Here is a 21,473-nt window from a genome sequence, read left to right as displayed (position 1 = left end):
TCTGGATGTACACACATCGCTGCTTAAACGCAGTCTTTGAACAAGCGTTTTTTGCAATCTTCTGCCTGCGTCTCAGCTTTATTGATTTGCTGTTTATTGATTTTCTTGCCCAGCCTGGTTTTATTCTTTTGTGCTTCGGCCAACCCGGCCTTGGCTGCGGTCGTGAACCACAGGTAGGCAGCGGCTACATCTGGCTTGGCCCCCTGCGCTTGCAGGCCTTGCTCATACGCCAGCCCCAGGTTATTGAGTGCATTGCTATTGCCTTGCCTGGCTGATTTTTCATACCATTTGAAAGCGACAGCCTGGTCTGGCACCACCCCCAGCCCTTTGGCATAACGCATGCCCAGGCTATTCTGTGCCATGGCATGTCCCTGATCTGCGGCCCTTTGCAGCCATTTCACGGCAGACTCATCATTACGTTCTACACCCTGGCCCTGGCTATAGCGCATCCCCAGGCTGAATTGCGCACCCGCATGCCCTTTCTCGGCAGCCAGCTTGCTCCATTTAACGGCTTCTTCAAAATCCTGGGGCACACCCTGGCCTTGCGCCAGTAAAACACCGAGATTGTATTGGGCCTGCACATTGCCTTTTTCTGCTGCCAGTCGTAACCATTTGACGGCTTCCACATCATCACGGGTACCCCCTTTACCTTCCATCAGCATCAAGGCCAGATTGAGTTGGGCAGCGGTTTGCTCCTGGGCAGCCGCCAGCCGATATAAACGCAGCGCCTCAGCATCATTTTGCGGTACGCCCTTGCCTTGTTCATACATGCCAGCCAGGCTAGCCTGGGCATCGGCATCGCCCTTGTTCGCTGCCAGGCGATACCATTTCAAGGCTTCCACCAGGTTTTGCGGGACACCGTCACCACTGAAATAAATCGCGCCCAGATTTGCCTGGGCAGCCGCGTTGCCAGAGGCTGCGGCCAACCTGTACCAGCGCAATGCAGCGTCGCCATCCTTGATGACACCCAGGCCTTTTGCATAGGCATAGCCCAGACTGAGTTGAGCCGCAGCATCCCCCTGCTCTGCTGCCAGACGGAACCAGGAAATTGCTTCTCCATGATCCTGGCGCACACCCTGGCCTGACTTATACATTTGTCCCAGCGCATATTGGGCGCCAGCATGGCCAAGCTCGGCCGCCTTGCGGTAATTGGCCATGGCCTCGCTATATCGCTGCTCTGTACCCGTACCAGCCTTGATCATATTGGCCAGGGTAAACAAAGCTGTTGCATTCTTTTGCGCAGCCGCCTTGCGTGTCCATAGCAAGGCATGGGCGACATTCTTGTCCACGCCCCGCCCTTCCAGATACAACATGCCAAGATTGGCTTGGGCAGCGGCATTGTCCTGAGCAGCAGACTCTTTGATCCATCTTGCAGCCTGCTTGTCATCCCGGGCCACTCCTTTGCCTTCGAGATACAGCAAACCCAGGTTACCCTGTCCCAGCGCACTCCCTTGCGCAGCCGACATGCTGAACCATTTAAAGGCTTCAGCATAATCCTGGTCAACTTCTTCACCAACAAAATACAGCAAACCCAGGGAATTCTGCGCCTTGACATTACCCTTTTCTGCCAGGCTGCGCAGGGAGATGAGGGCTTTTTCAGCACTTTCGTTCTTGGGCAGTATCTTTTGGAAATCGATGCCAGAAATACTATTATCAGCGGCGGCCTGCACACAGACAGGCTGGGCAAGCACAAACAGGCTGGCTGCCAGCAAGAGTCTTTTCATGGTTGGAAATTAATTAGTAGAATACGTCGCAGCATAAACATCCATTATGCAGCGATGCAGAATGGCAGGCAACCACGCTTATCTACTAATTTCCTGATGACTAGCGTTAGTTCATCGCTGCATCGAAGCCAAAACGAATTTACCACTTAGGCATAATCCTCTCGCCCGGCAAAATATCGTAGGGAAAGGCCCAGCCCGGCAAGCCGCGCAGGCGTTCCAGCCAGGCGATGATATGCGGGTAGCGGCCTTCCAGCTTATAGTCGCTTTCGTTTTCCGGGTAAAACAGATAGCCGCTCAGGGAAAAGTCAGCAATCGTCGGTGCATCACCAACCATGTAAGCGCGGTTTGCCAGATGCTTGTTGACGATAGTAAAGGCATTGTCTATACGGCCCAGCAACCAGGCCTGTACGGCTGGATCGGGGGCTGCAGGGCCGAAGGATTTATTGAAACGATAGCTGGCAAAATAGCTGGTGAACTTGTGGTTATCGAATAATAACCAGCGCAAGACTTCAAGTTTTTCATCTTCATTCTTGCCGCCAAAAGCGCCGTGTTTATTAGCCAGGTAAGTGAGGATGACACCAGACTGTGTCAGTCTGCGTTCGCCATCTTCGAGGATAGGCACTTCCCCCATTTCATTGGCTTGTTCGCGCCAGTCACTGCTGCGCGTGACGCCCTGGAACATATCAACAAAAGCCAGCTCGAAGGGCTGATTCAGGGCGCGTAATAAAAATGCCACCTTATAGGCGTTTCCTGACTGGCAGAGGCTATGCAGTTTGTACATGACGCTAGTCCTTAAGTATGAAGAGAACAGGCATCTTACCAACAACTGGCTGATTACGCATACGGCAGCGCTATGCCCTGCCCATGGTCTTCAAAAACACTTCGGTTTGCGTATCGGCGGGATAAAATAATTCCACGCATAGTTCATGCAGGGTAATGTCACGCGGGCTGCCGAAGGTAGTCAGGGTGGTGAACAGGGAGAGCTCATGTCCATGCAATTCCATGATGCAGGGTATCAACAGAGAAGGCTCTGTCGCCTGCGTGACCGGTGTCTGCTGTTTCAGGGCGATGACATTGGGATAGGCATGCACTTCTGCTGCCAGGGTGATGATATTTTGATCGCGGGCGTTCAACATCAGTCTTTGCAGCACTTGCAAAAGATAACTGCCCCATTCAGAAAAATTCCTGGTATAGGCAGCAAAACCTTGCGGATGCAGGCTGGCGCGGAAGATATTGATTGCTGGCGTCAGTAATTCTGGTGGCAGCAAAGCCATGAGTTTTTCTGCAGCACGGTTATGCAAGACCACATTCCAGTGTCTGTCGAGCGCAACACCTGGATAGGGGGCATGGGTATCCAATAATCGTTGCACCGCTGCCCTGACATGTGCCATGCGCGCCGTATCCAGGCCCTGCTCACTATAGCGTGGTGCATAACCCGCTGCCAGCAGCCAGGTATTGCGGGCGCGCAAGGGCACATCAAGCTGGGTGGCAATGTTCATCAAGAGTTCTGCGCTGGGGCGGGAGCGGCCAGTCTCTACAAAACTCAGGTGGCGTGGCGAGATGTCGATATCCAGTGCCAGCTCCATCTGGCTCAATTTGCGTTGCATGCGCCATTCGCGTATCAGGGTACCAACGGATGCCCCGGCCTGGTCTGCAGTAGTAGAAGTGAGATGTGTCAATGATTACTCCCGATGGCAAGTCTGAATCTGGATTATCTCTGCTTTCCCGTATCACTACCATTACCTGCGAGGTAATCGACTTGCGGCAAATGTAGCGCGAAACTGCAATCCCCTCAACGTTTTTGGAGATACATCATGTCAACTGCATCTAGCGCTGTCAAATTGCATGCACCAGCCCTGTCCTTGAGAACCGTGCTGGCCCTTGATGCCCTGACCAGTCTGGTCATGGGCTTATTGCTGGTCGCAACCTCTGGCTTGTTGTCTGGCTTGCTGGACTTGCCCAGGGATTTTTTATTCATGGCAGGCATCTGCCTGTTCCCCGTTGCTGCACTGGTGGGTTTTACCAGCCGCACAGGTCGTGAAAAGAATCCGCCAGCCTTGCTGGCATGGATCATCATACTCGGCAACCTTGCCTGGTTTATTGCCAGTGTCTTGACGATGGAAGTCTGGTTTGAGCCCAGCTTACCTGGCTTGGTTTTTGTCAGTGTGCAGGCGCTGGTAGTGCTGGCTTTTACTGTGCTGGAATACCGTGGCTTGCGCAGTTAATTCAACAGACCAAGGAGGTGGGCCAGTCTCGCCTCTTTTTACATTTCGGCAGCGCAAGCAAAATTATCGCAATTGCAATACACTTGAGCGCTTATATTATTCCATTTGCATGCTCACCGCCTCCTTAAAATGAAACTAGCTGCTCTCAAAAAACTATGCGCCGCTTATGCCGGTGCACGAGAAAAACTGTATGCCGATCCGAGCAATGTACTGGCATATAGCGTGGGCGAAAAATCTTTCGCCTATTTCAAGACCAGCGAACCAGAACGCTGGCGTTTCAGCATACGGGTCACGCCTGAACGTTTTCTGGAACTGACGGATACACCAGGCGTTAAGCCAGCACGTTATATGGGGCGCTTTCACTGGGTGACCATCGTCGCGGTGGAGCAATTTCCAGAAGCGTATTTGCGCGAATTGCTGAAGTATTCTTATCAGAAGGCTTTGTCCAGCTTGACGAAGAAGAAGCGAGAAGAAGCTTTAGCTGATGGGGCTGATGAGTAGGGGGCGCATAACGCACCCCACAAGACGAAGGCCTGGTCTCATCCGCGGGAAGAGGTAATCAATAAGAGACGGATGTATTTGAAAAAAGATGTGCAAAGCAGGATGAATCCATCTACAAGTTCACTCAAAACGCCACAGGATTCCTGCCAACATCACGCAGGAATGACGTCCTTAAGGACAAGCATATTTGAACAATTTCAAACAAGCTCAAACAATCTCCAGACCACTCTGCTGCACCTCATTGACCGGCATGATCACGCAACGCAAAAACAGCTTTGCCGCATCTTCATGCGTCAGCAAATCTTGCAAGTCTGCCGGCATCTGCTCAACAAAGGCAAAGCCTGATCTGGTGTGCATGCCAGCTTCGCGTTCTGTCCACAGTAATTGTATGTAGCAATCTGCCAGTGTCATATCGGGCTGGGCTTCATCTGGCAAAAAACTAAGCTGATACTGACCGCTGGGCATCTCAGATTCCAGCTCGGTTAGCACTTGCAGGCCACCATTGCTAAGATTGACCAGCAAGGCTGGCAAGGCATCTGCGTGGTCAGGCGAGTTGAATACCCAGACCGGGCGTATTTCATGGGTGCCGAGGGGGACCAAAAAGAATTGCACGCGTTGGTGGCGACGGTTTTCAGATGGGCTCATGGCAATGTCATTAAATGGGATAGGAATTTCTTGTCTTTTACTATCAGCAGACAGAAATTTATTCCAGATTTATGTCATGCGCATGACCGCGCATCCAGGCTCAGGCAGGCTTACTGCTCTTCCTGGCTTGCTGCACAGCCCACCAGCCTGCCAGGGCCAGCAAATATCTGTACTGATGGCGCACTACTTCTCTATCCGTTCATCGTTTGTCTGATGCTGCGATGCCGCCACCATTGCATGAACCAGCGCATCGTCACAACCAGGCTGATGATAAACAAACTACTCCAGCAGCTTATCGCCAGGAACCCACCAATTTTTATTTCAGTCGACCAGAACACCCAAAAGAACAAGGCATAAGCTGCATAGATACTGGCAAACAGGGTGATGATGGCTTGTGGCTTTTCTTTTGCCAGCAATAAACCACAAGGCAAGAAAAATACCGTCAATACCGCCAGTATATTCAGGCAACCGCCGATGAAATTGGTGCCAAGAACATCTCGCCAGGCCCCATTCAGTATCTCATAGCCATACAAAGCCCGCTCTTCGCCTAATGGTGGCGGAACGGCCTGGCTCTCACTGGCAGACTGAGTCTGCGCCGGAGTTTGTATCTGGGTTTGTATCTGGGTTTGTGTCTGGGTTTGTGTCTGGGTTTGTGTCTGGGTTTGTGTCTGGGTTTGTGTCTGGGATTGTGTTTGCGTCTGCTCTGACGGCGACATTTTCAAGGAACACTTGGATAGGGGCAGGATAAAACACAGTAACAGCAGGACAGAGGCAATTTTCCGTATCAGGTTTAACACGATCATGTGACTTTCATTGTAAGTAGCGACTGTGACAATGCCGGTGCCTGCAATCGTCGTCAGATTCAACACTGGGGCTTCGCAATGTATCAAGTTATTGCTACTTTATCAAATTAATCCTGTTAAGCATACTAGCCACATCTGTTCAGCACGACAAGACAGACATAGATGAGCAGCCAGTTTCAAACGCTGGCAGCAATTCGATATCTCATTTTTTATACAAGGACACATCATGTACTTACTCAATGTCAGCTATAGCAAAAACCCGGCACAAGTTGAAGCTCATATCAAATCCCATGGTGAATGGGTAGGCCGTTATTTGAAAGAAGGTGTCTTCCTGTTCGCAGGCCCTAAAAAGAGTGGCTTGGGTGGCGTCATCGCCGTGCAGAGCATGGAGAAAGAGCAGCTACTGCAAATCCTGGCAGAAGACTCTTATGTGCAGGCAGATGTTGCTGATTATCAGATCCTGGATTTTGATTGCAAGGCGACGCAGGCCAAGCTGGAAGCCTTGAAGCTGGCCTGAGCCTTTGTCCTGGTCCCCGGTGTGCCAGAAGGCACAGTGATATCTGGACGCGCTAATGCGTCGACGACATCTTCATAAAGACGAGGCCGCAAACTATCAGCATCAGAGAGCACACGCGGGCGAAGTTCAAAGGTTCGCCCAGAAAAACAATGCCAAGGATGAAAGCACCAACTGCGCCTATGCCTGTCCACATGGTGTAGGCAGTTCCCAGCGGCAGGGTACGCATGGCCAGTGCCAGCAAAACTACACTGACAAGCATGCCAACGATGGTGATTACAGAGGGGATCAGTTTTGTAAAGCCTTGCGATTGCTTCATGGAATAGGCCCAGACAACTTCACAGATGCCGGCCAATAGCAAACATATCCAAGCCATAGCAGCTCTCCTTGCAAAGAGCCGGGCCGTCCCGGACATTCATTCCCAAAGTGGGGAAGGTCGTTCCTCCGAATGGAATCTGCTTAGATTCCTTTAAGCCGTACTCGCACTTTAACTCGTACTTTAATACCAGCCTGAAGCAGAATTATAACGCACACTATAGTTTATTATCAGACTCAGACTGTTTCAGGGTCGTATATACGCATAGCCCTGCTGCTGCCGCTTGATCAGTTGCGATACCCCGGCTTCGACATATCCCAGATTTTCCAGCATGTCTGCTTTGGAAATTTTTTGCGCCCGCATGGTGTTTTCACAGATCACGACGTGTGCCCCCATCTTGATGACTTCTTCTATGCGGCTGGCGGCTGGCGACTCGAATTTGAACATGTCTATGCCAGGGCCGTAGGCGACGACCTCGACTTCGATATTGTCCCGACCCATGTCTTTGATGACATTTTTTATATTATTCAGGGCCAGATCCCATTTGCGGCTGTCACCATCGCTGACCTGGAAAACCACCTTGGTTTTTTGCACGACCTGGGTCCTGGCATCCTGTTGTGCCAGGGCCTGGCCCTGCCCCAGACCGATGATGAGCATAGCCATCATCAAACTGCGGGCATAGTTGGAAACTTGTCTCATCTTCGCTCCTGTTGCAAACGCATTTATTGACAATATTTATTGCCATTATCTATCAAAGATAGCAGATTTATGGCAAGACTCTTCATGAAATTTATAGATAAGCAGCTATGCAAAAAAGTCTGGCCATAAAATCAAGAATGTTAAAAAGGATTGCCTATCAACACTTATCTGGATTACAGTTGATTTTTCCAGTAGTACAGATGGCTATACGAATATCCAGTTACAGGAGCAAAAAAGACCTGTAATGATGGATGATTAACCGCTTTCCAGGATCTTGATATGAAAAAAATGCTTTCGATTGCTGCATGTCTGCTGGCAGGTTTGACCAGTCAGGTTGAGGCACAAGGCAACTATAGTCTGTATGTCAGTGAGGGCACGTCCGGTGGCCTGGACGCCGCTCAAGTCATCGATAAATATACCGGCCTGGCCGATGTCATGAGCAAGGCGCTGGGCAAGAAAGTGACTGTGGTCGTAGCGCGTGAGTTTTCTCAACTGGAAGAAGGCATGAAGGCTGGCAAGATGGATTTTGTCATCGCCCGCCCCAGCGATTACCCTGCGCGCGGTGTGCGCGACTACAAATACCAGCTGGTTTCCACTTCCAAACCAGATGGCCAGTGCCTGCTCATCGTACCCAAGGCGTCGAACCTGAAAAACATCAATGATGTCAAGGGCAAGCGGATTGCCTTGCCTGAGAAAATTTCATATATGTCGAAATTCTGCTCGGCTGAACTGGCACACAATGGCTTCCAGCTGGCGGCGGAGAAAATCCAGTATGCAAAAGAACAGGGGGCTGTGTTGTTTTACCTGGATAATCAACTCGCCGACGTGGGCGGCATAGCCTCGTATTCTGGCGTTGCCAAAAATCTGGAAAAGACCGGACACAAGGTCATCCACAGCAGTCAGGCCCAGCCTTACCAACCCTTGATCGCCCATCCAAAAATCACGGCAGCTCAGGTCCAGTCCTTGAAAAAAGAGTTGGCTCAACTGAATGACAATGAAGCAGGCAAGGCCGTACTCAAGCAATTGGGTATCAAGGAATTCGATACCGCCAGCAATGATCAACGCTTGCGCGATTTATTGAAATGGCTGGGTTAATGCCTTAGAACCTGTTGACGATATGTAGCGATCTGTAGCGAACTCCAGCAGGGTCTGGGTAAAACTCAGGGCAATGAAACTCAGGGCAATATATAAGCGCAGCGAAAAAAAACGGAATGCACTCAAGTACATGCGCATTTTGAGCAGTGCATGAGCCTCGCTCACGCTTAAGATCGTACACAGCTTCTTAATGCATGCCCGTTTGCCTGACCAATTGCACTGCCTGTATGCGGTTGATGACATTCAGGCTCTTGAAGATGGTCGAGACATGTGACTTGACAGTCAATTCGACGATATCGAGTCGCCTGGCAATTTCTTTATTTGAATATCCCTGACATAACAAGAGCAGGATTTCCTGCTGACGCGAAGTAAGGTCAAAGCTGCTGGCAGTATCCTTGACTATGCGTTGTCGGGGTACTATCCACTTGTTATCGAGCATTTGCCTGGTCAGTATTTTTGTCAGCACATCGGCAATCACATCGACGGTGACACTCTTGGAAATAAAAGCAGTGGCGCCGGCAGCCAGACAGGCATTGACTTCGCGCCTTTCTTCTTGGGCAGACAAGACCAGCAAAGGTGTTGCCGGATAGAGCTTTTTCAAAAAATTGACGGCCTTCTCACCTTGTATGCCAGGCAAACCCAGATCCAGCATCAGCAAATCTATTTTGTCGCCAGCCTTGAAATTTTTCTGCACTTCTTCCACGCTGTTGGCTGACACAAAGATCATGCTCTTGAGCATGCGCTCCATGCTGACAATCAATGCGTCCCGGTACAAGGGATGGTCTTCAATCACGAGTATTATTGGGTACATGGCATCCATCATCTATATTTGAATTGACATTTGTTTCAGTCAAGGGACTCATCACTGGCTTTCGGCGTTAAACGCTGCGCCAATACCATCTGACCCAGGGTCGTTTGCAAAACCCCTATGGACACAGGTTTGTAGAGTATGTGCATAGCATCGCCGGTATTTTTTAATCGTTCTTCCACTTGCATATCACCAGTGATGATAAGCGCGGGAATGTCATGGTTGAACATGTCACGTAAATTGGCGATTGCCTCCAACCCATTTTCATTACCAGCCAGCTGGTAGTCGCAAATAATAATGTCCGGGATACATATGCCATCAGCAATTTTATGGATCACTTCAGCACTGCTATGACCTGTCGTGACCCCACAATGCCACTGCAGCAAGCAGCTTTGCGTGGCGTGCAGTATGGCGTCGTCGTCATCAATGATGATGACGCGTTTGCCATTTAACTGGCTTGTATATTGATGCTCAAAATGAAGTGCTGAAGCGGCATCTGCTGGCACCTGCAACTGCTTCAGCAATAAGCTGAACTGGCTACCTTTGCCGAGATCAGAGTGCAGTACCATGGGTATGTTCAATAAATTGCACAGTCTTTTGACGATGGCCAGGCCCATGCCCAGTCCCTTGCTGCTGTCACGCCTGTGTACACTGGCCTGGAAAAATTCCTGGAAAACGGTTTCCTGCTGATGCACGGAGATACCTATGCCAGTGTCGCTGACGGTGAGATTCAGGTGCTGTCCCACTACTGTGCAACTGAGTTCTATCCCGCCACTATGGGTATAGCGTATGGCATTGGCAACCAGGTTGCGCAAAATCTGCTCCAGCAAATCACTATCGCTGTTGACCCAGGCCTGGGTCTCAGCAACAGTAAAGTAGAGTGACTTTTCCTGTGCCTGAGGAGCAAATTCCAGTTCTATTTTTTTCAACAACAGTGCCAACGAGAATTCACTGACATTAGGTTCTACTATTTGGGCATCCAGACGCGACAAATCCAGCAGGGAGAGGAACATGCCATCCATGGTTCCCGCACATTTCTTGAGTTTGGATAGCAGACCCAGGGAGCTGCCAGTCAATTCTTCCATGGATAAGGCTTCCAGATACAAATTCAGTGCATGCATGGGCTGGCGCAAATCATGGCTGGCAACCACCAGGAAGCGCGTCAGTTCGCTTTGATGTTCGAGTTGCAGTTTATTCGCCAGCGCCAGCACGCCTACGGTTTTTTCCAACTCGTCAGTTTTGAATTCTATCTCTTGTTTTTGCTGAGCGATCTCCGCCGTTCTTTTATCAACCTCTACTTCCAGCCGTTTTTTTTGTTGTAGCAGTTGGTGCAGGTGATAACGATAAGCCATCCACAAGAAAGTGAACAAAATGCAGGCCAGCAAGACGCGGAACCACCAGGTCTTCCAGTAAGGTGGCGTGATCGTGATGCGCAACTGGGCGCCGGTTTCATCCCAGATACCATCTTTGTTCGCCGCTTTGACGCGAAACAGGTATTCACCCGGGTCAAGATTGGTATAAGTAGCAAAGCGTCGGCTGGCATCGGTATAGACCCCTTCCTTGTCAAAACCCAGCAATTGACAGGCATAGCGATTACGTTGTGGATCAGCAAAATGCAGAGCGGAAAATTCCGGAGAAAACACCGTATGCCGGTACGACAAACTGATGGCCTTACTGTCGCGGATTTGTCCTTGCAAGCTGAATCCTTCTGCCGTCTTGCCAGCTGCCTGTGGCTGGTTAAAGATTTGCAAACCGGTAATCAAGACTGGGGGAGAAATGGCATTTTCGCGGATTTCAGCCGGCTGGAAGGAGCTCAACCCATTCAGGCCACCAAAATACATAGTATGTTGCGCGTCGCGAAAACAGGACGAGGAATAATATCCACCATCAATCAGACCATCTTTTCCCGTGAAATAACGAAATTGCTGGCTGACAGGATCAAAACGCGCTATTCCAGCATCTGTGCTCAGCCATAGTTTGCCGGCCTGATCTTCCATGATGCAGTCGACCGTGGAATTAGTCGCATAGTTGCCAAAGCTGATTTGACCCAGCTGGTTCGTTTGCATTTTACTGAGCCCGTCACCCGTGCCTAGCCAAAGGTTTTTTTGACTATATTCAAAAAGGAAAGTCACGAAATTGCTGCCCAGACTGGCCGCGTCTTCGGGATCATGACGGTAGTGGCGAAATCTCATGCTCACCCTGTCCAGCAAGTCCAAACCTTCCAGGGTACCCACCCAGAAGCGATCCTGGCTATCTTCCAGCACGGCCATTACGCCGTCGTGCGCGACACTGCTGCCATCGGTACTGCTATGCCTAAGACTGCTCAACCGATTGCTGGCGGGGTCCAGGCTATTCTCAGTGCCCAGCCACAAACCTTCTTGTCCATCGTCGATGATGTCATTGACGGCACTATTTTGTACTTGCGAGTCAGTGCCGCCAGGTATGATAAAGCGCTGAAAATGATCGTTTACCCTGTCATACAAATGCGGGCCACCAGCAGCAGTGATGACCCACATGCGGGCCTGGCGGTCGAAATAAATCTGTCTTATCCAGTCATTATTGAGACTGTGTATATCATCAGACTTATTTTTGTAGAGAGTAAAACGATAGCCATCAAAACGGACCAGGCCAGCCTGCCCACCCATCCATAGGAATCCTTGTGCGTCCTGTGCGATAGTTTGTACAGACTGCATAGGCAAGCCCTGTTCCAGGCCCACATGTTGAAAGCGCAAGCTGCGCATGGCAGAAGCCTGCGCAAGCAGAGGGAGTAATAACACCAGCAATGCCAGCAAGTGGCAGAGACAAGTATTTTTCAAATAGCGTAGTGCAATCAAATCAGCAGACCCGAAGATAAATCAAACAGGACGTGGCGACGACCAGGATCAGGCAGACACCGTCGTCTACAACTGCAGAGTTTGGTTTATACCTTTACTTCAGTTGTACTTGGCATTTTAGCCTTGAGTAACAAGATAGTATAAGGGAATGGATTAGAAAGCTTGTCTCGTGGGACAGAACTGCCGATTCGCGTGATGCAGAGGAACAATCATGTCAGGCAGACTGAGAATTGCACTCAGCCTGCCTGACACGATTGTAATAGAGATTACTCTACACTGAGGGATGCAGGTACTGGCGTAGAGACGCTGACAACCTCGCTCATCTGTGCTTCTGCCTTATGCTGCTGCGGCCTGGGATCTGCCCTTTCCACAACAATATTCCAGCGTTTCAGGTAGTTGGTGACTGAGCGTATATGCATGCGCACACCCAGATGTTTATTGATGAGTTCGGCCACTGCAGGGCGATTCCAGTCTGAAAATTCCAGTTGCAACTGACGTGGCTTCTTGTCACGGATCATCTCTTGTATTTGCTGTTCCTGTTCACTGCTCAAGGCACGCCCTTCGCCAGTGCGGCGACCACGCTTGTGCGGCAGTATGGCATCAGCCCCCTGGTTCAGGTAGCGCGTGATAATCAGGCACACTGCCGTATAACTGAGACCCAGCTCACGCGCGATCTGCACTTTCTTGGCGCCACGCTGATGCGCGCGCACCACCTGGCGACGTCTTTCATACTGTTCCATCGCACTCAGGCTCCTAGCATCTTCTTTGTTTGCTGAGTTTGCTGAATTTGCTATTTGTGAGCACATTTGCATGACCATATTCATTCTGACATCCTTAAGTCGACATATTCAACTCTGATAATGGACAGAATATAGGCGATTTATGGCTTGCCGTGCCCTATACTAAAGTATGACCATAGCAAGCGCGGGCCTTGCCAGAGCCCCGCTTGCATGCATTTGAGGAAGTCAGCCTTACATACAGTACCAGCGTCCATGCGTGCTGATACTGGCTGCTCACTCAATGGCCCTGGCTGTAACAGCATACTGGTAATGATGAAAAAACTGCAGCAAAATATCAAGGCACGCATGATGTCCCCTTTTATGCGGCCCGACCAGCCGGGAACACTGCACTCACTTGCATAAGTTGTTTCCAGCGTCTGCCCAGAGTCGCCAGGGTGACCGTCACAATCCAGCCACAGATTAACCACACCGGCAAACCTGGCATTAACTTGTGCAGGCCCAGTGAGGCCAGGCCCAGTATGAATGGCACTCCATAAGCCGTCAGCATGGCAGTCTGATAGACAGAATTAATGCGCGCATAGTTGGTCAAACTCATGAGACTCAAGGGCAAGAGGCTAAAACAAATGATCCAGACCATTTCAGCCATGGACTGCGAAGCCGGAGAAAAATGCACTGTTGTCCCGACCACCAGGACCGTCATCAGCCAGAGACCAAAGAACTGGCGCAATAAAAACCCCAGCATGATTTTGCTCTGCTCCTGTGCAGAGGGCAGATTGGCAGCCAGCATGAGCAAACCCTGTTCAAGCCTGCGTTGCTGCGCTGAATGGCGGGCGATGGAAACATAGATGGGTGGCAGTATGATATAGGACACCAGGGCAGCAAAATACGCCAAAACCATGTTTTTGTCGTCGAACTTTGAAGACTGCCCCATGAACAGTATGAAGTAAATACTCAAGCCCATGCTCATCACAGTGACGGATAAAAAATTACTCAACCAAAAAGCCTGCCAGCCCAGAGAAAATGGAATTAATTGCCCAACTTTATCTGGAGCCTTTCGTACTCTTTCCAGGCATAAGCGCAACAAAAAACCATACAAATTGACGAAATTCAACATCTGCTGATTTGTGCCCATCTCCTGGCCATTCATGACTTTTTGCATCGCCGCAAAGTTCTCTTCTCGCTTGAAATGCTGATCACCGTGGATAGCAAAAATCCAGTGCAAGACGAGTGCAGTCAAACCCAGCCCGGCCAGCAACAACAAGATGGGTTGGTTCCAGCTCGATTGATCTATCCTGCTGAATTTATCTTCCAGCAGCATGGGCAACTGCATCATCAATACTATCAACAGGGCTGCCCATTTACTGCGCAGGGTTGCGCAATACATCAAAAAAACGACTACTCCCAGCAACCAGCTTATAAAGAAATATTCAGGCGACTTGAAGCTGATGGCCAGTGAAATAATGGCAGGGATCAATAACACCGGAACGGCCAAAGCCAATTGCATCTGAGGTTTCATGCCAGGCACCAGACCAGCATTGCTTGGCGTGTATTGCAAGGCAATACTGGGCACCAGCAAAATAAACCAGAGCAAGAGCGCAAGTGCCAGCACAGATCCCACACCTATGACCAATGCCAGCAAGACTTGCATCAGTTCTAATTTCTGTCCAGCAGCAAGCAGCATTACCAGTAAAGGTATCAAGGCGACCACGCCAAGCAAAGCGTATAGCACTTTTAAACTAGCAGTATTGATGCGTGCATAGACAGGCTGCATCCATACGGAAATAATGGCTTTCATATTTTTTCTTTCGCAACGCGTTTGAATTGTTGATCAGGCAGATATGTCATGATATTTTCAACGTGTCATTTCTATGAACAAGTCTTCCAGGCTCAGTTTGTCCACCCGCACATCCGGGCGCGCCTGCAAGTGCTGCAATTGCTCGGCGCTGAATTGCGCCAGCAATTTGCCATCAGCTTGTGCTGGCTGACGCAGGATTTTTACCGCCTGCAATTGCTGCAGCACAGCTGGCGTTGCAGTGATGCGCACCGTGTTATCCATCATGTCATCCAGGGCCTGTTGATGGACGATGCGTCCTTCGTGGAGAAAAGCGACATCCATGGCGACTCTCTCCAGATCAGACAAGATGTGCGTAGAAAACACGATGGTGGTTTGCTTGTCGATGACACGGTCTATCAATTCACGCAAAAAATCACGGCGACCTGCAGGATCAAGACTCGATACTGGTTCATCCAGTATCAGCAATTCTGGCTCATGCGCCAGCGCACGGATGATGGACAGACGCTGCTTTTGTCCTACCGAGAGTTTATTGATGACCTTGTCGTACGGCAGATCCCAGGCCTGCATCAAAGACTGCACCTTGCCCTCATTCCAGCGTGGGTATAACTGCTGGAAATAAGCCAGCAGTTGCCGGGCAGTCAGCCATTCAAATACATCACTGCGTTGCGGTACATAGGCGATCCTGGCTTTGGTGGCTGCGCTAAGCTGACCAGTGGCTTCGCCATATAAACTGCTGCTGCCTGCATCGAGATCACGCAAACCCAATAAGCATTCTATCAAGGTGGATTTACCTGCACCATTACGCCCCAGCAGGCCAACAATACTGCCTGGTGCAATCTGCCAGTCCAGGTTTTTCAATACGCTTTGACCGCTGAAGGATTTGCTCAATCCTTGAATTTGTATAGGTGCGTTCAACTGAGCTTGCATGTTCATTTTCCTTTGAGAATACTGGTCAAGAGTGTGATGACTGCCTTGGAATCCAATTCCAGCTGGCGTGCTTCGAGGGCGATACGTTCCAGACTGGGTCTGAGTAATTCCAGCCTGGATTCCAGGTCAGAGTTGCTGCTGGCCTGCGATGCCACTTCCATGCCCAGGCCACGACGCCGCACCAGTAAGCCCTCAGCCTCAAGCATGCTATAGGCCTTGGATACGGTCATGGGGTTGACTCCCAGCTCGCTGGCAACATCGCGCACTGATGGCATGCCATCTCCAGCGGCAATCTGCCCACCCGCCTGCAAGCGTCGTAATTGTTCAATCAACTGGCGGTAAATCGGTTCGCTACTGCCCGTCGCCACCTGGAATATTTCTGCGCCCAACTGGCGCGGGTGCAGGGGCGTCATGTTTCATGCTCCATGGTCCGACCTTTCATTGTTTTAAAATGGCTTGCGTGGACATGCCTTATTCACAATAAGAGCATGACCAATACACCAACAATACACAGCTAATACACCGCCAATCAGTGTATTAATATAGTAATACAGTAAATTTGCAATTTCAAGGACTTTTTAAAATCTGTTCCAGGCAAGCGCTCAAAGCCCCCTCCTGCAATGCAGAAGTGAAGCCAGTACGACTATTGCCTACGTGAAGAATTGCCTATTCCAGCTTCGATTACTGGCGACGACGTGTCGGCTCTGCGATAGTCAGCACCAAGGCGTAGTACCTACACAGGATGGCTAGACTCAAGCAGTCGCTTGCGCAACTCCCCCTCTCCCCCGCACAGCAGGATTGATGAGGCAGTCATAAAAAACGCCAGCAAAGCTGGCGTTTCAAGAGTAGCGGGTAGTGTTTGGAATTACCTGCCCGGTGAATGTCCTTCTTTATGCAATCAGATTGCCTGTCGAAATAGTACCTACCGTACCCGTCAATTGTACAAAGAAGTCGGTAGTATCGAACTGGCTGGTATCTGAACCGGTGTTCTGGAACAGATAGGTGCCGGCTGCTGTACCTGTCTGTATCGTGATCAGGTAAGCCTGGCCAGTGTTGTTGAGGACGATGGAAAGGCCTGCAGTAATGGTGGCCAGGTAGTTAGACGTATCGGCATTACCGATGATGTAGGCCCCCACACTCGCCGCATTGACACCAGTCTTGAAGTAGTCAGTGCCTGTAGAGTTGAAGTTGCCGACGATGTCGACCTGTGTCTTGTTCGACATATTCGCACCAGTTTCTATCAGCGTTTCAGAGCCGGAACCTGAGAACTGCAGGTTGATGGTATCTACCGCAGCACCGCCAGTGATGGTGGTGGAAGAGACGCTGGAGCCCAGCAAGTTCAGGGTCTGACCGCCACTACCCAGGGTAATGGTGTTGTCGCCGGTATTCTTCGTATAGTTCAAGGTCACCCCTGCGCCATCCTGGTTGGTGACGCTGGCGGTACCTGTACTGCCCGCCACGCTGATGATTTCGACGTTGGCGATCTTGGTGCTGAAATCCAGGTTCTGGGTGGTGGTGGTGCCGACATTGAGGACATCAATACCATTACCGCCATCAATGGTGGTCAGGAAGTTGACGATCTGGTTGGCCGTAAAGTTGAACACATCCGTACCGGTACCACCAATGACGCTGACAGCCACGTTGTTAGAGGTGAAGTTATTGGTACCATTGGCCAGGTTGTACTTTTCTACGGTACTGAAGGCAGTGACCGTACCTGCGGTCGTCAGGTTGATGGTCTCGGTTCCTGAAGCATTGACGGTGCCGGTAAATTGCGCCATCTGCGCTGCAGTCATGGTGATGTTGGCATTATTGACGACTGTCAGGTTTTCAAAACCGGTGATGGTGGCATTACTGAGATCCGGTATGGCCGAGAAGAACGCCAGGCTGTCTGTACCAGTATTCCCGGCGGTATAAGTGCCGAGGATGGTCACGCCATTCAGGGCCAGGCTATTATTACCGTTGCCCAATGCCGCCGTGCTGGAAACCGTGCCGTTAATTGTCACGTTGTCGTTACCTGTACCGCCCGTGTAGTTAACACCAGCCGTGGCAGAGTTCATGTTGACGGTATTGGTACCAGTGGCACTGCCTTTGACAGTTGCTGTGCCTGTCAGGGCATTGGCTGTCCAGGTAAAGCCGCCGAGGGTAATGCCGCTGGCATCGACGTTAATCAGCGAGGTACTGGATGCTGGCATGGTCAGGCCTGCATTGCCGCTGATATTGATGTTCTTGACCGAGTTGCCGAGGATGGTCAGTGTGTCATTGAAAAAACCTGTCGGTGTGGCCTGGCCATCAACGGTTGTGATATTGAAAGTCTCGACACCGGATGCCGTAATACCAGTGGTGGCAAAAGCGACTGCAGAAGTACTGGCATCTGTCAGTGTCAGGTTGACGATATCATTGATACCGCCGGCAAAGGCGGCATTGGAAATGGTAAAGGCCGTGCCCGAGCCATTCAGCGTGATGTTGCCATTGCTGGGCAAGTTGCTCAGTGTCAGTCCATTCGCACCAGAGAAAGTGACGTCGCTATAGTTACCCAGGGTCTGCAAGTCTACGCTCTGATTGGTGACGCTGGTAAGCCGCAATTTCTCAAAGCCGGTGACATTGGCAGCAAAAGTACCTGAGCCGGAAGCCGTGGCAGCGTACGCTGCTGACAGCACGATAGTGTCGGTGCCCAGGCCGCCATTCACAACAATAGGCAGCAAGGCTGTATTGGGGATGAAGGTATCATCGCCAGAGCCGCCATTGATGGTGGTGAAGCCCGCAGACGTATTGTAGGTGATGGTATTGGTACCATTGGCCAGGTTAAGAACCTTGAGGTTACTGAGAGTGCCGCCAGTGCTGCCATTGTTGATGCTGACCGTGCCCGCTGTGGTCAGGGTCAACACGTCAGTGTCTGCAGCATTACCGGCAATGGTCGTACCATTGAGTCCGGGGATGCTGGACATGAAGATGTCATTCGCACCAGATGTGCCATTGAAGGTACCACCCGCAGTAACGGCGACTGCATTGGCAATACCAAAATCACTGGCCAAGATGCTACCAATTGTGCCACCCAGCTTGGCGATAAAGTCACTCGCATCGACTGAAGTTACATTACTACCGGAATTTTGAAAAACATAGGTGCCAGCCGCAGTGCCGCTGTTAACGACGATGGTATAAGCCTGGCCCGTACTTGCCAGGCTCGCACCTGCAGCAGTTGCTGCTGTAGCGATCGCTGCCGCCAGACTACTGCTGTCGGCATTGGCAATAGTCAGGCTAAACAGTGAAGTTGGCAAAACACCCGTAGCAAAAATGTCTGCACCTGCTGCCTTGAAGTTATTGACGGTATCAATGGCATTGATGTTCGAGCCAGTCGCAATGGCATCCGCCCCGGTTGCTGTCGTGGATAAATTGATGATATCCGCACCAGAACCGCCAGTGATGGTAGTACGCCCTGTGCCCGTGCCAAGAATATTGAGAGTCTGGCCACCTGAGCCCAGGGTGATGTTGTTGATGTCGTTAGCGGCAGACTTGGTGAAGTTCAGGGTCACGCCAGCGCCGTTTTCATTCGTCACTGTCCAGCCTGCGGTGGTGCCGCCAGTGACATTAATGACTTCTACATTGCTAACTTTGGCAGACAGGTCGAGAGCTGCAGTCACAGCACCGACATTCAGGGTATCCGTACCCGCACCACCATTGATGGTAGCGGCAGCAGTGATAATGGCTGAGCTGGCATTGATGGTGTCATTACCCGTACCACCGGTGACAGAAACCAGGCCTGCTGCAGCGGTAAAGGTATTGCTGCCATTGCCCAGTACATAGTTTTCCACATTTGCACTTGCTGTGACCGTGCCTGCAGTCGTGAGATTGACAGTTTCTGTCCCTGCAGCAGTGAAGGTAGTAAAGCCAGCAAACTGTGCTGCTGTCATGGTGACAGACGCGTTATTGTTGATATTGACGGTTTCAAAACCACTGACATTGGCCGCGCTGATATTGCTGCCATTGAACAGGTACAAGGTATCAGATGTGCCCGAACCAGCCACATAGGTGCCAGTATAGGTTTTGCCTTCCATGACCAGGGTATTGCTGCCTGCCCCCAGATTGACATTGCCAGCCAGCATGGAGTTGCCACTATTCGCCAGATCAACATAATCATCGCCTGAGCCGCCATTGATGGTGGTAATGCCAGAATTCGCTACTGTGAAGAAAACCACATTGGCAGCAGTACTGTTCAACGTCAGTGTCTTGATATTGGTGATGGTATTACCACTACCAATATTCACCGTACCACCACCAGAGATGGTGATAGTGTCAGAGTCAGCATTGTTACCATTGACGGTAGTACCGACCAGGGCAGCGACATTGCCGGTGAAATTTTCATTGAGGCCAGCTGTGCCATTGAAGGTTCCACCTGCAGTCAGTGCAGTACCATTGGTGGCCTGGCCATTGCCATTCGACGGGCTGGTACCTATGGTGCCTGCAATGGCGGCACCGTTGCCAGACACCGTAATCGCATTGGAAGTCGTGATGTTATTGACGCTGCCACCCGTCGCATTGGAAGACGAAGTCACGTCATACACCAGCGTACCACCGGTGATGGAGATATACGACAGGTCGATATTATTCGCACCAGCGATGTCATCAACGATAGTCAGTTGATGCGGGCCTGCGCCAGAGAAAGTCAACACAGGGCCAGACAGGTTCAGTGCCGCACGCGCTGCGATCAAGGCTGCGTATTGGCTGGCAGTGATCACAACAGCAGAGTTTGCTGTGATGTTTTCTACGCCAGAGATTTGTGCACCAGCCAGGTTGATCGCGCCGTAAGTCACCAGTGTATCGTTACCTGCACCCAGGTTGATGGTGTCTGTCACTACACGTGCCACTGCTGTTGCTGTGGATTGTGCATTCAGGTTCACACCATTTTCTGTTGTCAGGTAAGTACCGGCAACATAGTTACCCAACAACACAACGCGGTCTGCACCAGCGCCCAGTTGCAGGAAGTTGGCGCCACGGCCCAGTGTGACGTCCAGTGCAGATTGTGCTGTCAATGCGCCTGCATCGATGGAAACGCCTACTGTTGCGTTAGCAACGTTGGTGTTGTCGATAGCACGGATTGTCAGACGTTCTACGTGGGTTGTTGTGTTGGCAGCCTGGAAGCTGTCTACCAATGCATCAACGATCGTATCATTCAACTGGATTTGGGACACTTGAGTTACTGCTGTGTCGTTGGTCAGTTCGATGTTGCCGATGTTTTTGATGCCGTTGAAGTCACCGATAGCTGCGTTTGTTGCATTGCGCAGTTCGATGATGTCATCGTTCTTTTGTGTGTTGTTGGTGGTGATTGTGTCAACTGCACCGCCGTCAATCGCGTGGGAACCATTGAAGTTCGCATCTGTGAAGATGATACGGTCGGCTGTGCGGGATGCACCTTCTTCGCCTTTGTAGCTGAAGCGGCTAGTCGCGCTCAGTGTACGTGCGTCGATGGTGATCGCGCTTTCTACTGCGGTACCTGCTGTCAGGTCTGCAGAGTTTGCACCGTTGTTGCCTGTGTCGTTGTCATTGACAATCGCCAGTACGCCGCCGTTGTTGTTGGCTGCAATCAGGGCATCTGTCAATGTCAGACGGTAGTTACCAGCACCTGCTACGCCAGCATTGTTGGATGTACCAACAACACGGATAGTTTCGAAACCGGATACGTTAGTCCATTCAGACGCGCCCAGTGCGATTTGGTCGCCCAGTGCTGCACCTGTCAGGTCGCCGTCGATGACGAGTGTGTCGTTACCAGCACCACCTACGACTGTGTCGGAGATAGTCAGACCAGCGCGTGTATCTTTGATGTTATCGAAGATCACTGTGTCGTTACCAGCA

General features: G+C 50.8%; 18 protein-coding genes. 4 read left to right on the top strand and 14 right to left on the bottom strand.

Annotated elements, in window-relative coordinates; all coding sequences use genetic code 11:
- Positions 1-23: 23 nt before the first annotated feature.
- The 3 genes from ACO0LC_RS25965 to ACO0LC_RS25955 form a co-directional block, all read right to left on the bottom strand.
- Entirely contained in the window at positions 24-1,724 is a 1,701-nt protein-coding gene (locus ACO0LC_RS25965) for an SEL1-like repeat protein (RefSeq protein WP_423008634.1), read from the bottom strand.
- 139 nt (positions 1,725-1,863) lie between these two features.
- Positions 1,864-2,505, bottom strand: coding sequence for a glutathione S-transferase family protein (locus ACO0LC_RS25960; protein ID WP_423008632.1), 642 nt, complete (start codon positions 2,503-2,505; stop codon positions 1,864-1,866).
- Positions 2,506-2,575: 70 nt separating this feature from the next.
- Complete coding sequence (locus ACO0LC_RS25955) at positions 2,576-3,403, bottom strand: helix-turn-helix domain-containing protein (RefSeq protein ID WP_423008630.1); 828 nt, start codon at positions 3,401-3,403, stop codon at positions 2,576-2,578.
- Between the two features lie 135 nt (positions 3,404-3,538).
- On the opposite strand from ACO0LC_RS25955, the gene ACO0LC_RS25950 reads away from it, so the two are divergent.
- Together ACO0LC_RS25950 and ACO0LC_RS25945 are read left to right on the top strand one after the other, a co-directional pair.
- Entirely contained in the window at positions 3,539-3,949 is a 411-nt protein-coding gene (locus ACO0LC_RS25950) for a hypothetical protein (RefSeq protein ID WP_423008628.1), read from the top strand.
- 129 nt (positions 3,950-4,078) lie between these two features.
- The gene (locus tag ACO0LC_RS25945; RefSeq protein WP_423008626.1) at positions 4,079-4,450 is read left to right on the top strand and encodes an MmcQ/YjbR family DNA-binding protein; all 372 of its coding nucleotides are present in this window, start codon (positions 4,079-4,081) and stop codon (positions 4,448-4,450) included.
- A 207-nt stretch (positions 4,451-4,657) separates the two neighbouring features.
- On the opposite strand, the gene ACO0LC_RS25940 is transcribed toward ACO0LC_RS25945, so the two are convergent.
- Both ACO0LC_RS25940 and ACO0LC_RS25935 read right to left on the bottom strand, forming a co-directional pair.
- Positions 4,658-5,095, bottom strand: coding sequence for a hypothetical protein (locus ACO0LC_RS25940; RefSeq protein WP_423008624.1), 438 nt, complete (start codon positions 5,093-5,095; stop codon positions 4,658-4,660).
- Between the two features lie 191 nt (positions 5,096-5,286).
- Entirely contained in the window at positions 5,287-5,898 is a 612-nt protein-coding gene (locus ACO0LC_RS25935; RefSeq protein WP_423008622.1) for a hypothetical protein, read from the bottom strand.
- A 226-nt stretch (positions 5,899-6,124) separates the two neighbouring features.
- Between ACO0LC_RS25935 and ACO0LC_RS25930 the strand changes: the two genes are divergently transcribed.
- A complete protein-coding gene (locus ACO0LC_RS25930) occupies positions 6,125-6,415 on the top strand; it encodes a YciI family protein (RefSeq protein ID WP_423008620.1) in 291 nt (96 codons plus the stop codon).
- A gap of 52 nt (positions 6,416-6,467) precedes the next feature.
- On the opposite strand, the gene sugE is transcribed toward ACO0LC_RS25930, so the two are convergent.
- Together sugE and ACO0LC_RS25920 are read right to left on the bottom strand one after the other, a co-directional pair.
- Complete coding sequence (gene sugE, locus ACO0LC_RS25925) at positions 6,468-6,788, bottom strand: quaternary ammonium compound efflux SMR transporter SugE (RefSeq protein WP_423008618.1); 321 nt, start codon at positions 6,786-6,788, stop codon at positions 6,468-6,470.
- A 186-nt stretch (positions 6,789-6,974) separates the two neighbouring features.
- Positions 6,975-7,427 carry a DsrE family protein gene (locus ACO0LC_RS25920; protein WP_423008616.1) on the bottom strand — a complete coding sequence of 151 codons (453 nt, stop codon included), beginning with the start codon at positions 7,425-7,427 and terminating at the stop codon, positions 6,975-6,977.
- A gap of 279 nt (positions 7,428-7,706) precedes the next feature.
- Here ACO0LC_RS25920 and ACO0LC_RS25915 point away from each other — a divergent pair, with 279 nt between their 5' ends.
- Positions 7,707-8,522: a phosphate/phosphite/phosphonate ABC transporter substrate-binding protein gene (locus ACO0LC_RS25915; RefSeq protein ID WP_423008614.1), complete on the top strand. Its 816-nt coding sequence runs from the start codon at positions 7,707-7,709 to the stop codon at positions 8,520-8,522.
- A 187-nt stretch (positions 8,523-8,709) separates the two neighbouring features.
- Here the strand turns inward: ACO0LC_RS25915 and ACO0LC_RS25910 are convergent, their stop codons facing one another.
- The 7 genes from ACO0LC_RS25910 to ACO0LC_RS25880 all read right to left on the bottom strand — a co-directional run bounded on the left by ACO0LC_RS25910 (position 8,710) and on the right by ACO0LC_RS25880 (position 21,457).
- Positions 8,710-9,342, bottom strand: coding sequence for a response regulator (locus ACO0LC_RS25910; RefSeq protein ID WP_423008612.1), 633 nt, complete (start codon positions 9,340-9,342; stop codon positions 8,710-8,712).
- 26 nt (positions 9,343-9,368) lie between these two features.
- Entirely contained in the window at positions 9,369-12,107 is a 2,739-nt protein-coding gene (locus ACO0LC_RS25905; protein WP_423008610.1) for a sensor histidine kinase, read from the bottom strand.
- 323 nt (positions 12,108-12,430) lie between these two features.
- The gene (locus tag ACO0LC_RS25900) at positions 12,431-12,904 is read right to left on the bottom strand and encodes a helix-turn-helix domain-containing protein (protein WP_423008608.1); all 474 of its coding nucleotides are present in this window, start codon (positions 12,902-12,904) and stop codon (positions 12,431-12,433) included.
- A 358-nt stretch (positions 12,905-13,262) separates the two neighbouring features.
- Positions 13,263-14,699 carry a hypothetical protein gene (locus ACO0LC_RS25895; RefSeq protein ID WP_423008606.1) on the bottom strand — a complete coding sequence of 479 codons (1,437 nt, stop codon included), beginning with the start codon at positions 14,697-14,699 and terminating at the stop codon, positions 13,263-13,265.
- A gap of 57 nt (positions 14,700-14,756) precedes the next feature.
- Positions 14,757-15,626 carry an ABC transporter ATP-binding protein gene (locus ACO0LC_RS25890; RefSeq protein ID WP_423008604.1) on the bottom strand — a complete coding sequence of 290 codons (870 nt, stop codon included), beginning with the start codon at positions 15,624-15,626 and terminating at the stop codon, positions 14,757-14,759.
- Between the two features lie 2 nt (positions 15,627-15,628).
- Positions 15,629-16,039: a GntR family transcriptional regulator gene (locus ACO0LC_RS25885; RefSeq protein WP_423008602.1), complete on the bottom strand. Its 411-nt coding sequence runs from the start codon at positions 16,037-16,039 to the stop codon at positions 15,629-15,631.
- A 477-nt stretch (positions 16,040-16,516) separates the two neighbouring features.
- Positions 16,517-21,457: a beta strand repeat-containing protein gene (locus tag ACO0LC_RS25880; RefSeq protein WP_423008600.1), complete on the bottom strand. Its 4,941-nt coding sequence runs from the start codon at positions 21,455-21,457 to the stop codon at positions 16,517-16,519.
- Positions 21,458-21,473 lie beyond the last annotated feature (16 nt).

Source organism: Undibacterium sp. JH2W (genome assembly GCF_049340425.1).
Classification (GTDB): Bacteria; Pseudomonadota; Gammaproteobacteria; order Burkholderiales; family Burkholderiaceae_D; genus Undibacterium.
The sequence above is the reverse complement of the archived record's forward strand: the minus strand, read 5'-3'. Positions and strand labels throughout refer to the sequence as shown.

Bases quoted from the DNA above. Each gene is read 5' to 3' on its own strand.
- ACO0LC_RS25915 (WP_423008614.1), top strand. From the start codon at position 7,707: ATGAAAAAAATGCTTTCGATTGCTGCATGTCTGCTGGCAGGTTTGACC.
- ACO0LC_RS25965 (WP_423008634.1), bottom strand. From the start codon at position 1,724: ATGAAAAGACTCTTGCTGGCAGCCAGCCTGTTTGTGCTTGCCCAGCCT.
- ACO0LC_RS25900 (WP_423008608.1), bottom strand. From the start codon at position 12,904: ATGGAACAGTATGAAAGACGTCGCCAGGTGGTGCGCGCGCATCAGCGT.
- ACO0LC_RS25910 (WP_423008612.1), bottom strand. From the start codon at position 9,342: ATGGATGCCATGTACCCAATAATACTCGTGATTGAAGACCATCCCTTG.
- ACO0LC_RS25920 (WP_423008616.1), bottom strand. From the start codon at position 7,427: ATGAGACAAGTTTCCAACTATGCCCGCAGTTTGATGATGGCTATGCTC.
- ACO0LC_RS25940 (WP_423008624.1), bottom strand. From the start codon at position 5,095: ATGAGCCCATCTGAAAACCGTCGCCACCAACGCGTGCAATTCTTTTTG.
- ACO0LC_RS25885 (WP_423008602.1), bottom strand. From the start codon at position 16,039: ATGACGCCCCTGCACCCGCGCCAGTTGGGCGCAGAAATATTCCAGGTG.
- ACO0LC_RS25890 (WP_423008604.1), bottom strand. From the start codon at position 15,626: ATGCAAGCTCAGTTGAACGCACCTATACAAATTCAAGGATTGAGCAAA.
- sugE (WP_423008618.1), bottom strand. From the start codon at position 6,788: ATGGCTTGGATATGTTTGCTATTGGCCGGCATCTGTGAAGTTGTCTGG.
- ACO0LC_RS25960 (WP_423008632.1), bottom strand. From the start codon at position 2,505: ATGTACAAACTGCATAGCCTCTGCCAGTCAGGAAACGCCTATAAGGTG.
- ACO0LC_RS25930 (WP_423008620.1), top strand. From the start codon at position 6,125: ATGTACTTACTCAATGTCAGCTATAGCAAAAACCCGGCACAAGTTGAA.
- ACO0LC_RS25950 (WP_423008628.1), top strand. From the start codon at position 3,539: ATGTCAACTGCATCTAGCGCTGTCAAATTGCATGCACCAGCCCTGTCC.
- ACO0LC_RS25945 (WP_423008626.1), top strand. From the start codon at position 4,079: ATGAAACTAGCTGCTCTCAAAAAACTATGCGCCGCTTATGCCGGTGCA.
- ACO0LC_RS25935 (WP_423008622.1), bottom strand. From the start codon at position 5,898: ATGATCGTGTTAAACCTGATACGGAAAATTGCCTCTGTCCTGCTGTTA.
- ACO0LC_RS25895 (WP_423008606.1), bottom strand. From the start codon at position 14,699: ATGAAAGCCATTATTTCCGTATGGATGCAGCCTGTCTATGCACGCATC.